9 protein-coding genes are annotated in these 12,389 nt (G+C 54.4%); 1 reads left to right on the plus strand and 8 read right to left on the minus strand.

The genetic code is table 11. The features are described 5' to 3' along the window. Positions 1 to 147: 147 nt before the first annotated feature. From HMPREF1992_RS07995 to HMPREF1992_RS08030, 8 genes are all read right to left on the minus strand, one after another. The gene (locus tag HMPREF1992_RS07995; RefSeq protein WP_196801398.1) at positions 148 to 834 is read right to left on the minus strand and encodes a thiamine phosphate synthase; all 687 of its coding nucleotides are present in this window, start codon (positions 832 to 834) and stop codon (positions 148 to 150) included. A gap of 257 nt (positions 835 to 1,091) precedes the next feature. After that, positions 1,092 to 1,625 (minus strand): rubrerythrin, encoded by a 534-nt coding sequence (gene rbr, locus HMPREF1992_RS08000; protein WP_021685384.1) that lies wholly within the window; start codon positions 1,623 to 1,625, stop codon positions 1,092 to 1,094. Positions 1,626 to 1,719: 94 nt separating this feature from the next. Further along, positions 1,720 to 3,348, minus strand: coding sequence for an FAD-dependent oxidoreductase (locus HMPREF1992_RS08005; protein WP_021685385.1), 1,629 nt, complete (start codon positions 3,346 to 3,348; stop codon positions 1,720 to 1,722). A 111-nt stretch (positions 3,349 to 3,459) separates the two neighbouring features. Beyond that, entirely contained in the window at positions 3,460 to 4,041 is a 582-nt protein-coding gene (gene ahpC / locus HMPREF1992_RS08010) for an alkyl hydroperoxide reductase subunit C (protein ID WP_021685386.1), read from the minus strand. Positions 4,042 to 4,246: 205 nt separating this feature from the next. Continuing rightward, positions 4,247 to 5,386, minus strand: coding sequence for a carboxynorspermidine decarboxylase (nspC, locus tag HMPREF1992_RS08015; RefSeq protein ID WP_021685387.1), 1,140 nt, complete (start codon positions 5,384 to 5,386; stop codon positions 4,247 to 4,249). Next, entirely contained in the window at positions 5,386 to 6,585 is a 1,200-nt protein-coding gene (locus HMPREF1992_RS08020) for a saccharopine dehydrogenase family protein (protein ID WP_037359206.1), read from the minus strand. The genes nspC and HMPREF1992_RS08020 overlap by 1 nt, the downstream gene beginning before the upstream one ends. 85 nt (positions 6,586 to 6,670) lie before the next feature. Next, the gene (locus HMPREF1992_RS08025; RefSeq protein WP_037359209.1) at positions 6,671 to 8,677 is read right to left on the minus strand and encodes a methyl-accepting chemotaxis protein; all 2,007 of its coding nucleotides are present in this window, start codon (positions 8,675 to 8,677) and stop codon (positions 6,671 to 6,673) included. A 198-nt stretch (positions 8,678 to 8,875) separates the two neighbouring features. After that, complete coding sequence (locus HMPREF1992_RS08030; RefSeq protein ID WP_037359212.1) at positions 8,876 to 10,882, minus strand: methyl-accepting chemotaxis protein; 2,007 nt, start codon at positions 10,880 to 10,882, stop codon at positions 8,876 to 8,878. Between the two features lie 251 nt (positions 10,883 to 11,133). Between HMPREF1992_RS08030 and HMPREF1992_RS08035 the strand changes: the two genes are divergently transcribed. Then, positions 11,134 to 12,363 (plus strand): FAD-dependent oxidoreductase, encoded by a 1,230-nt coding sequence (locus HMPREF1992_RS08035; protein WP_021685391.1) that lies wholly within the window; start codon positions 11,134 to 11,136, stop codon positions 12,361 to 12,363. Positions 12,364 to 12,389: the final 26 nt, after the last annotated feature.

A 12,389-nucleotide genomic window follows, 5' to 3' on the forward strand; every position in this document is an offset into this window, starting at 1 on the left:
TAAGATGGCGTGGCTGAATTTATCAGTGCTTCCTAAAATCCGCAGGGAGCAGAACGCGCCCTTTTTCTCCGCTTGCTTCACTAGGGTTCGCTCGGGACATCGCACCACCAAGAGCATTTTTAGGGAATCGCAGAAACAGATACACCTCTACGCATTCCATAAGCATACCAACTCCTCCGCAGCAGCATAGGGATGCTCCGCGCCCGTGACGGCACTGATGACAAAGAAGCCCTCGACGCCCGCTGCCTTGAGCGCAGGGAGATCCGCCGCCTTCACCCCGCCTCCCACGACGACGGGCACAGGACTGATGCGGTGAAGTTCGGCGAGTTCCTCAAAGCTGTGCGTCACAATCTCGCCCGAAGCGGTACGTCCCGCCTCGGGCTTTGTTGGTGTCGCGTGCAGAGGACCCGCGCCGAAGTAGTCAATACACTCAGTATCACAGTGCGCCGCATAGTCGAGCAGTTCCGTCGTCGGTGCAGAGAGTCCGACGATCGCATCTGTGCCAAGATACTTCCGACAAACATCAACGGGGATATCCGTCTGCCCGACGTGTACACCGTCCACCTTGATCCCCTGCTCCCGTGCCGCGAGCACCACATCCAGACGGTCGTTTACAACGAGTGCCACGGCATCCGATTTCCCCTGTGCCGCGATCACATCCGCCGCCGCTCGTGTGAGCTCGATCACTTCGCGTGCATCTGCCTCCTTCGCGCGGATCTGTATAAAGGTGAAGCCCGCGCGTACCGCCTCTGCAATGACACGCGCAACAGGACGTCCATTCGTATTTTCAGGCCCAATTACGAGATAGGCAGACAGGTCAAATTTCCTGTGCATATATATCATTCTCCTATCAATAAAAGGGACTGTTGCACGAAGCTAGAAAACTTCGTGCAACAGCCCTTGTCTATGTCAGCAGTATCGCTACAAGTGCCCCTTCCACCGCTTACGCGGTCCCCCTCCCCCGTGTCGCACGGGGGAGGCTAGGATTATGGGGCATCTTAGCTTCCCTCGTCAGAACGGGGGAAGTGGCGAGTGCAGCGAGCCGAAAGGGGCGTTCGTGCAACAGCCCCTTTCCGTCAAAGCCGTATGGCTCAATAGTTCTGTACAAGCTGCTGGAAGAAGGACTGCGGATGCTCACAGACCGGGCACTTCATCGGCGCCTTCGGACTCTCGCAGACATATCCGCAGTTGAGGCACTGCCAGATGATCTTTTCATCGCGCTGGAACACCGTGTCCTCATCCACCTTCTGCAGGAGGAGCTTGTAGCGGGCATCATGCTCCTTCTCGATCTTGCCGACAGCGTCAAAGAGACGAGCGATTTTATCGAAGCCCTCTTCGCGCGCTACGCGTGCGAACTCGGGATACATGCTCGTCCACTCCTCGTTCTCTCCGGCAGCAGCGGCGGCGAGGTTCGCCTTCGTATCACCAAGCCCATTCACGAGTTTGAACCAGATCTTTGCATGTGCCTTCTCGTTGACCGCCGTCTCCGTGAAAATGTTCGAAATCTGGACATAGCCGTCCTTCTTCGCCTGCGACGCATAGTAGAGATACTTTGTGTGCGCCTGTGACTCTCCGGCAAATGCCGCCCAGAGGTTCTTTTCGGTCTGTGATCCCTTGAGTTCCATAATGCTCTCCTTTTAAAATAAATACACAGAAAATATATCCATCAGCGAGAATGCCGCCTGTCTATGCCTTGCTCAGGGGCAGAGACGACATCCATCAGCTGCGGCTGACCAGTATATCAGCAACCTCATCGATATTCTTCTTTCCGAAGAAGAGGTCTTCCCCCACGATCATGCAGGGAACGCTCATGACTTTGTACTTCTCCTTCAGCTCGGGGAAGTAGCGGATATCATAGATGTCTGCGCGCACCTCTGCACGCGCTGCCGCAATTCGCTGCACGGCTGCCACCACATCGGGACACATTGTACAGGAAAGCGACATGAGTACCTTGACATCGGCGGGCGCAGAAATCTGCTCTATTTTCGCACGCGTCTCAGGACGGAGTTCCTGTCCGGGTCCGGCCACATTGTAGAGTGCGAGAATGAAGGAGTTGAACTCATGCCCCCCCGGAACGGCGTGGAACGTGATGCCGCTCGGTGTGCCGTCGCCACGCAGGAACTCGATGCCCGGCGCACCGTTTGCATCGTCACGTTCCTCATAGCTGACCTTGTCCGTAAGTCCAGCAAACTCATCCATAAAGCCGCGCAGCTCACGCGAGAGATCGCCGTCATCATAGTGTCCGATGATTTTGACCGTATTCTCAAATTTATCAAAGACTGCCTGCAGCTGCTCACGAATCTCGGCGGAGATAAAGTTCGTTTCATTCCCCTCAGACGATTCCTTTTCAATGGAGCTCTTGCGCTGCTCAAAACGCTTTGCATCCACCTCAGCACGCACAAATGCGGGCAGCTTCAGACGATCGTGGAGAGCTGCTGCGTGGCGCTCTGCCGCAACCGCAGAGACTGCACCGTCCGAGACTGCCGTCACCACCTGCCGGAGTGTCTTGATGCAGACGTCGCCCGCCGCAAAGACCCCCTTGACATTCGTCTCCTTCTCCTCGTTCGTAATGATATATCCCTGCTCGTTCAGAGCCACCTGATCACGGAAGAGTCCTGTATTCGGTACATAGCCCGCAAAGACAAAGACACCGAACGTCTCTCCTTCTTTCGACATATAGTGCTCAATCTTGCCCGTCACCTCGTCGCGGAAGTCGGCGTAGGAGATCATCGTCTCTCCGCCGACGCGCTCCACCACTGTATTGAAACGAACCTTGATGTTCGGATAATTCGCGAGTGCGTCCACCGCTGTCTGCGGTGCACGGAATTTATCGCTGCGTACAAGGATCGTGATCGATTTGCCGTAGCGTGAGAGGAACATGCTCTCCTCTACCGCCGAAAGACCGCCGCCGATGACGAAGATGTCCATCCCCGTAAAGAACTCGGCATCACAGGTCGCACAGTAGGCAACACCGCGCCCCTGAAATTTCTTCTCGCCATAAAAACCAACCTGACGCGGATTCGCTCCTGTCGCAAGGACGACACTGAGCGCCTCCACCGTACCCGCAGTCGTCTCAAGCTCCTTGATGTCCTGATCGAGCTTCAGGCCGATGACTTCTGCCTCGACGAATTCCGCGCCAAAGCCGCGTGCCTGCTGCTCCATCTGCGCCGCGAGCTCGGAGCCGCTGACCTTCCCCGTGCCGGGGTAGTTCACGACATCGGCGGTAATCGTGATCTGTCCGCCAATCTTCTCCTTCTCGATGACGAGCACCTTGCATTTTGCACGCGCCAGATAGATCGCGGCAGAAAGGCCTGCGGGCCCGCCGCCGACGATGACAGCATCATACATTTTGTCCACCAAAGCACCTCTTCTTCGCTTGATATGGAGTTTCTAAATCAATCAGCGCTCCATAGGAAAAAGCACTTCGCAAGAAACCTCGCGAAGTGCTCCGTTTATCTCTTAGAGTTTGCCAACGAGGTCAAAGCTCGGCTTGAGCGTCTTCTCGCCCGGCTTCCAACGTGCAGGGCAAACCTCATCGCCGTGCTCCGCGACGAACTGGAGTGCCTGTACCTTGCGAAGAAGCTCCTGTGCGTTGCGGCCGACATTGCCCGCACTCACCTCATAGGAAACGATCTTGCCCTCGGGGTTCACAACGAACGTGCCGCGCTCCGAGCGGCCGTCCTCCTCGATGTAGACATCAAAGTCGCGTGCGAGCTTTGCCGTCGGGTCTGCGAGCATCGGGTAGGTCAGCTTGCCGACGAGATCGGAACTCTCATGCCATGCCTTGTGAACGAAGTGGGAGTCGCAGGAGACAGCGAAGATCTCACAGCCGAGCTTCTCGAACTCGCCGTACTGTTCCTGAAGGTCTGCGAGTTCCGTCGGGCAGACAAACGTGAAGTCCGCCGGATAGAAGAAGAACACGCTCCACTTGCCCTTGAGATCCGCCTTCGTGTACTGCGTGAACTCGCCCTGTGCTGCGCCCGCCTTCTTCTGGAACGCATCTACCTTAAAATCGCTGATTTCCTTGTTGATGAGTGACATTGAATATCCTCCTTTGATTGAAACCAATCGTTCTAGTCTTGAACGACTGCATATATCCTGTTGATGTGCCTATCATAGCACAGTAAGTTTTTCATGTCAATAGAAATTTGTACTTTTTAATAACTATTTTTATTTATATCCTTATCCTGTAAAAAAGTCCCGTAAAGCCACACGAAAAAGAACTGCCATCACGGCGGTTCCTCTCTCAGAGTCTCATCTTGAAATCATCGTACCCGAATTCGCGCACAATCTCCCATTCTCCGGTTGGTGAAACGGCGATAATGTTCGGCAGGGGCATTCCATTGAACGTATTGTTCTTCACCATCGTATAGATCGCCATGTCGCCAAAGGCGACACGGTCGCCCACGACAAGCGGCGTGTCGAAGGAGTACGTGCCGATCGTATCGCCCGCAAGACAGGTCGGTCCCGCAAGGGTATAGGCATGCGCCTTCTCCCCTGCCTCACCCGCACCAATGACAGGCGGACGATAAGGCATCTCGATGACATCGGGCATGTGACAGGCTGCTGACGTGTTCAGAATAACATTCCCATCCGCCTGCACGTCAAGCACCTCGGCGACGAGGAACCCTGCGTTCAGCGCGACCGCTTCTCCCGGTTCAAGATAGACTGCAACACCGTACGTCTCCTGTACGTGACGGATCAATTTCTTGAGCAGCGGGATATCATAGTCCTCACGCGTAATGTGATGCCCGCCGCCGAAGTTCAGCCACTTCATTCTGTGGAGATATTTGCCAAATTTTTCCTCCACAGCTTCGAGCGTCGCCGCCAGTGCATCCGCTCCCTGCTCGCAGAGCGTATGAAAGTGCAGGCCGTCCAATCCTGCAAGCAAATCTGCACGGAAATCCGCGATCTTCACGCCGAGGCGCGAGCCGGGCGCACACGGATCATAGATCGCGTGCTCCTGCGTCGAGTGCTCGGGGTTGATACGGATACCGCAGGACGCGCCCGCCGCACACGCCGCCGCACCAAAGCGTTCCCACTGCGCGAAGGAGTTGAATACAATGTGGTCACAGATCGCTGCGAGCCGTGGAATTTCGTCCTCCTCGTAGGCGGGCTTGAAGACGTGATTCTCCTTCCCCATCTCCTCCTGCGAAAGGCGCGCCTCATAGATGCCGCTCGCCGTCGTACCGGATAGGTAGCGGCCAATCAGCGGATAGTAGTGGTACATGGAGAAACATTTCTGCGCAAGGAGCACCTTGGCTCCCGTATCCTCTGCAATTTCCGCGAGGATTTTAAGGTTTTTTTCCAGCAGTTCTTCGTAGACGAGGTAGGAAGGAGTGGGAACCTCGTCCCACTCCGTTCGCCATTCTGCACGCGCCGCCATCAGTCCACCAGCACCGGGTTATGGCTCTCCTGCCACGGCAAGCCCCAAGCATTCAGCGCGTCCATGAACGGATCGGGATCGAACTCCTCGACGTTGAACACGCCGGGACGGCGCCACTTGCCCGTCATCACCATCATCGCACCGATCATCGCAGGCACGCCCGTCGTATACGCAACCGCCTGCGAACCGACCTCGGCGTAGCACTTCTCATGATCACAGACGTTATAGAGATAGTAATTTTTGTCCTTGCCGTCCTTCTTTCCGCGGAAGATGCAGCCAATGTTCGTCTTTCCTTTTGTGCGCGGGCCGAGGCTCGCGGGATCGGGCAGCACCGCCTTGAGGAACTGCAGCGGGATGATCTTGTGCCCCTCGAAGTCAATCGGCTCGATCGAGGTCATGCCGACGTTCTCGAGACAACGCAGATGCGTGAGATAGCTCTCACCGAATGTCATGAAGAAACGGATGCGCTTGATGCCCTTGATGTTCTTCGCGAGCGACTCGAGCTCCTCGTGGTGCAGGAGATACATATCCTTTTGCCCCACCTCGGCAAAGTCGTAGACACGCTTGATCTCCATCGGCTCTGTCTCGACCCACGCGCCGTTCTCCCAGTAGCTCCCCTTTGCCGAGACCTCACGGATGTTGATCTCAGGGTTGAAATTCGTCGCAAATGGATAGCCGTGGTCGCCGCCGTTGCAGTCGAGGATATCGATGTAGTTGATCTCATCAAACTCGTGCTTCATCGCATAGGCACTGAACACGCCCGTCACGCCGGGATCAAATCCCGAGCCGAGAATTGCCGTCAGCCCCGCCTCGCGGAAGCGGTCGGCGTATGCCCACTGCCAGCTGTACTCGAACTTTGCCGTGTCCTCCGGCTCATAGTTCGCCGTGTCGACATAGTGCACGCCCGCCGCAAGGCACGCATCCATGATATGCAGATCCTGATACGGGAGCGCAAGGTTGAGTACGACATCCGGCTGAAAGTCACGAATGAGCGCCGTGAGTGCAGGCACATCGTCCGCATCAATGGCGGCGGTCTGAATTTTTGTCCTGCCACCGTCCAGCTTTTCCTTCAGCGCATCGCATTTTGATTTCGTACGCGAGGCGATGAGGATTTCCTCAAAGACCTCCGGATTCTGGCAGCACTTGTGAACGGCAACGCTCGCCACGCCGCCCGCTCCAATAATCATCGCTTTTCCCATGACAACGCCTCCTTCATAGATGTCTCTATCATACAACAGGAAAAGGGTCACTGCAAGAGCAGTGACCCCCATTGGAGCTTTTCGTTTAGAGCTTGAACTTCTTCGTCTCACCTGCGAGATCGTCCGCAAGATTGGAGAGTCGTCGCGTTGACGCAGCAATCTCCTGCATCGAGGCAGACTGCTCCTCGGTCGCTGCAGATACACTCTGCGCGCCGTCGGCATTCGATGTGCTGACCTTCTGGATCTCCTCGATCTGGGCACGCACTGTCTGCGTCTCGCCCTCCATCTGCTGGATACCGGCGGTAATGCCCTTCACACCGTCACCAAGCTGATGAATCGATTCTGCGATCGACTGGAACACACCGTCTGCCGTACGAACCGAGTCCAGGCCATAGCCAACATACTCGCTGCCGCGCTTTCCAGCCTCAACGGCACGCTCCATATCCGCCTGCACAGACTGCATCGTCTCGGAGATCTTTTTCGAGAATTCGCCCGACTCCTCAGCAAGCTTGCGAACCTCCTCTGCAACGACGGCAAAGCCGCGCCCATGCTCACCCGCACGCGCTGCCTCAATCGCAGCATTGAGTGCGAGCAGATTTGTCTGCTCGGCAATGCTGCCGATGACCTCGACGCTGTGGCTGATCTCCTCAGAACTCTTGCCGAGCGCTGAAATCGCGGCATCAACCGTCTCGGAGCCATTCTTGATCTGCTCCATATAGTTGACAACCTCATCGATGGAGCGACGCCCCTCACGAACGCGTTCCACCGTGTTATTCGTCACCTCTGCAACCACACCTGCCTGCTTCGACATATTGGCCGCATGATTCGAAATCGCCGCCGCCGCATTGGCAACGGAGGAGGATGCACCAGACTGACGCTCTGCTCCTTCTGCAATCTCGCTGATCGACATAGCAACGTGATTCGACGCCTCCGCTGACTGCTGGGATGCCTCGGTAAGGCTCTCCGCTGAGGTCGACAGCTCTTCTGCATTGGACTGAATCCTCTTGATCAGTGTATTGAGCGTACTCCGCATCTTGATAAGGCCGTCCGAGAGCTGCCCCATCTCATCCTGCGAGGTAATCGTCTTCGGCTTTTCGCGCAGATCACCGCTGTTGATGATCTCGCAGACACGTACCGCCTTCTGAATGCTAGCAGCGAAATTGTTCGAAATAACAAAAATAATCACGGAGATTGCAAGCAGAATGACAATGGTCAGACCCGCAAGCACCAGCAAAAGGTTGTTGGCATTCTCAAAGATCTCGCTGTCAGCGGCCTCCGACATAACGACCCAACGCCGTCCATCGAGCTGGATCGGCACGAGTGTGCCCGTCATCTCCTCGCCCGACTCACGCGCGTAGTGTGCGATTGCAGGTTCATTCTTGTCAACCACAGACTTAAACGCATCCACAAGGTTCATCGAGATCTTGACGCTCGAAACCTCCTTGCTGAAATCGAGCTTGCCGACCTGCGCCGACTCATTTGGATGGATGATGACAAGCCCCGTCTCGTCCATCACAACGAGCTGTCCCGTGCGGTACGTCGCCATCTTCGAGAGCGTCTCGTCAAAACGCGAGAGACCAACCGTCCCCGTGACAACACCTGTGAGTGCACCGTTTTCAAGAACCGGCACAGCGATGACTGTAACTACCTTGCCCGAAATCGCAGAGATAACCGGTTCGGAGACGACGATCTTCTTCGTCTGAACGACCTTCTTGAAATAGTCACGGTCAGAACGATCCATTTCGTTGCCGTCCGAATCAAATCCGACGCCGTTCACATCCAGATACGTGATGTTCGAAAACACCTCTGTATTCTGCTTGACCTCCTGCAGCTTTGCCAAACGTGCCGCAGCATCGCCATTCGTGATCGATGAACTGCGTGCCATCGTCTCAAGATGCACCGCATTTGTCTCAAAGATGCGCCGTATCTCAAGTGCGGCCTGCTTGCCAATACCCGTGCCGATCGTCTGCGCATTCTCCTCAAGCATATTGCTCGCCATTTTATAGCTCACGCCGAAAAACACGAGAAATCCGACAAGCATGACCGGCAGCACCGATGCAAGAAGCTTCGTCCGAATCGATTTGAAGTGCATGTATTTGCTCTCCTTTCCCCAAAAGCACATCCCCACTAATCTATATTGGGGGTGAGTAAACCCTATCACATCTTTCCAAGATTAACAAGTTTTTTCTATACGAAATCACATATTGGTAATAGTGAAAAATATTTGTATTCTGTGACAATTATTCTCCAGAAAAGCGGGGAGCGATAAACACCGCCCCCCGTGCATCATTTATAGTCTAAACTTTTTCGTCTCACTTGCGAGTTCCTGAGAAAGGTTCAGGAGGCTCTGCGTCTCTGCCGAGATTTCCTCGAGCGATGCTGACTGCTCCTGTGTCACTCCAGAAACAGACTGAACACTGCTCGCGTTCGCCATACTGATCTGCTTCACCGATTCAATCTGCTGACGTACGGTCTGCGCCTCTTCGTCCATCTGGCGAATGCCGTCGGTGATTCCTTTTACGCCGCCGCTGAGCTGCTGAATTGCTGCCGAGATCGACTGGAAAACATCATCTGCCGTACGGACAGAGGTAAGCCCATAGCCGACATATTCGCTGCCGCGCTTGCCGGCCTCAACAGCACACTCCATATCAGCCTGAACAGAGCGCATCGTTTCGGAAATCTTCTTCGAAAATTCGCCCGATTCCTCAGCGAGCTTACGTACCTCCTCCGCAACGACGGCAAATCCGCGGCCGTGTTCTCCTGCACGCGCTGCCTCGATTGCCGCATTCAGTGCGAGCAGATTCGTCTGATCGGCAATGCTCGCGATGACCTCTACGCTGTGGCTGATCTCCTCTGAGCTTTTGCCAAGTGCTGTAATCGCAGCGTCGACCGTCTCCGATCCAGTCTTGATCTGCTCCATATAGTTGACAACCTCGTCAATGGAGTGGCGTCCTTCCTCTACACGCTGAATTGTATTGTTTGTGACGGCAACTACTTCCTCCGCACGCTCTGCCATTGTTGCCGTGTGTGCAGAGATCGAGGATGCTGCATTCGCCACAGAGGTGGCAGCTTCAGATTGCTGCACCGCACCTTCGGCAATTCCCGTGACCGTCGCCGCCACCTGTGTCGATGCCTCTGCAGACTGCTGAGAGGCCGTCGTAACCGCCTCTGCGGAGTTAGACAGATCCACAGCATGCGACTGGATGTTCCGAATGAGATCGTGCAGGGTATGGCGCATCTTAATGAAGCCGTCCGAGAGCTGTCCCATCTCATCCTGCGAGGTAATCGTCTTCGGCATTTCGCGCAGATCCCCCTCATTGAGCAGTTCACATGCACGGAGAACCTTCTTGATATCGGCAGCAAACGAATTTGTAATGAAGAAGATAATTGCCGTCACGACAAGAACCATTACGAGCGTCATACTGGCAAGAACTGCAAAGAGATACTTTGCCTCTGACTGGATCTCACTTGTTGCTGCCTGAGACAGGACTACCCAGCGCCGTCCATCCAGCTGAATCGGTGCAAACAGCCCCGTCATCTCCTCTCCTGAGGAACTGACATAGTGCTCTGCGGCTGTGGTATTCTGGTCAAGCACCCGGCGAAATGTCTCCACAACAACGGGAGAAATCTTCACGCTCGACTGCTCTTTGCTGAGATCAAGCTTACCGACCTGATCTTGTGCCTTCGGATCGATAATGACAACGCCCGACTCATCTGCAACAAGAACGCGTCCCGTCTGATAGGCTGAGATATTAGCCAGACTCTCGTCAAAATTCGACAGACCGATCGTACCTGCTACCACGCCTGTTACACTATTGTTGTCTAGAACAGGTACGGCAATTATGACGACAACTTTCCCGGTAATCGCCGAGATGATTGGCTCAGAGATTACCGTCTTGCCTGTCTGGATTACTTTTTTATAGTAATCCCGATTGGTGCGGTCGATATCTCTCCCCTCAATATCAAATCCGAGGCCGTTGGACTCGAGGTAGAATACATTCGAAAACACATCTGTACTGGCTTTCACATCCCGGAGCTCTGCAAGGCGAGCCTCGCGATCGCCATGCAGTATAGCCCCCTCGCGTGCCAGAATCTCAAGATGTGCCTTGTTCACCTCAAAGACGCGCTGGACATCAAGCGCAGTCTGCTTTCCGAGCCCCGTACCGATGGTTTCAGCGTTTGCATCCAACATATCGCTTGCCATCTTGTAACTGATTCCAAAAAAGATAAGAAATCCAATCAGCACAACAGGAAGAATAAATGCTAGGAATTTTGTCCGAATAGATGTGAACTGCATGTCTTTCTCCTCCAAAAACAATCATTTTTATTGTTTTTATTATTCTTTTCATATACTAACATCGGTTTTATATATTTTCAAGTCTTTCGTCCTATTTTTTTCTATAAATAATTTTAAGATGGGCCATTCAATCACGTCCTCCTGCCTTTTTCTTGTTCTCGTCCATGACAGACCATGTGACTTGTGATATAATAAACTACGTGTATACAATATTTTAAGAAGCGATAATATAACGAAAGGAAATTGCTACAATGGCTGTTCACGTTATCAACGAGTCACGCCGCTGTCTCCAGTGCAAAAAACCGCTCTGCCGTATCAAGGGATGCCCCGTACAGACCAACGTGCCGGAGATGATCCGCCTCTTCCTCGATGGAAAGATCAATGAGGCAGGCGCGATGCTCTACGACAACAATCCGATGAGTGTCTTCTGCTCCCTCGTCTGTGATCATGACGCGCAGTGTGAAGGCAACTGCATCCAGGGGCGGCGCGGTGCACCGGTCCAGATCTCGAGCATTGAACACTACATCTCAGACACCTATCTCGATAAGCTTGTCCTCACCCGCAAGTCCTACAATGGGCACAACGTTGCCGTCATTGGCGCAGGGCCTGCCGGCATTGTCGTCGGGGTCAAGCTTGCACAGGAGGGATATGGCGTCACGATCTTCGAACGGATGCAGAAGATTGGCGGGATGCTCCGCTATGGCATCCCGGATTTTCGTCTTCCGCCCTCAACCATCGATCGCTATGAGGAGAAGCTCCGCACGCTCGGCATCCACATTCGCCCGAACACGACGATCGGCGGCGCGCTCAGTGTGGACGATCTCTTCCGCGACGGCTATGAGTCCATCTTTATGGGGACAGGTGCATGGCGCGCAAAGAGTCTCGGCATCAAGGGGGAGACCCTCGGCAACTGTCACTATGCAGTCAACTACCTCCAGAACCCGGATGTCTATCATCTTGGCGACCGCGTCGCCGTTATTGGATCCGGCAATTCTGCAATGGATGTAGCACGTACGGCAATCCGTAAGGGCAGCCGCTACGTCACCATCTATTCACGGCGCAATGGCATTGCGGCGAGTGAACGGGAGCTTGAATATGCACTGATGGACGGCTGTGAAATCCAGTACTGCAAGGGCATCCACTCTGTCACCCCGGAGGGGCCGATGATGTACGACCGCGTCTTTGACGAGGCGGAGAACCTCATCAGCGAGGGCGAGCCATATCTCATCCCCGCCGACAGTACAGTCATTGCAGCAAGCCAGGCAACGAAGGACAAAATTGTCCGCTCCACAACGGGCATTAAACTCAATGAGAAGGGTCTCGTCATCGTTGACGAGAACGGTATGACAGGGCGAGACGGCGTATTCTCAGCCGGTGATGTCGTACTCGGCCCGTGGAATGTCGTGCAGGTCGTCAAGGATGCCAAGCACGTTGCAGAGTCAATGATACGCTATATGGAAGAACGCAGCGCAAAATCCTAGCCGCAATAGACAGGAATTTGTCCGCC

This window comes from Selenomonas sp. oral taxon 892 str. F0426 (assembly GCF_000468035.1).
Classification (GTDB): domain Bacteria; phylum Bacillota; class Negativicutes; order Selenomonadales; family Selenomonadaceae; genus Centipeda.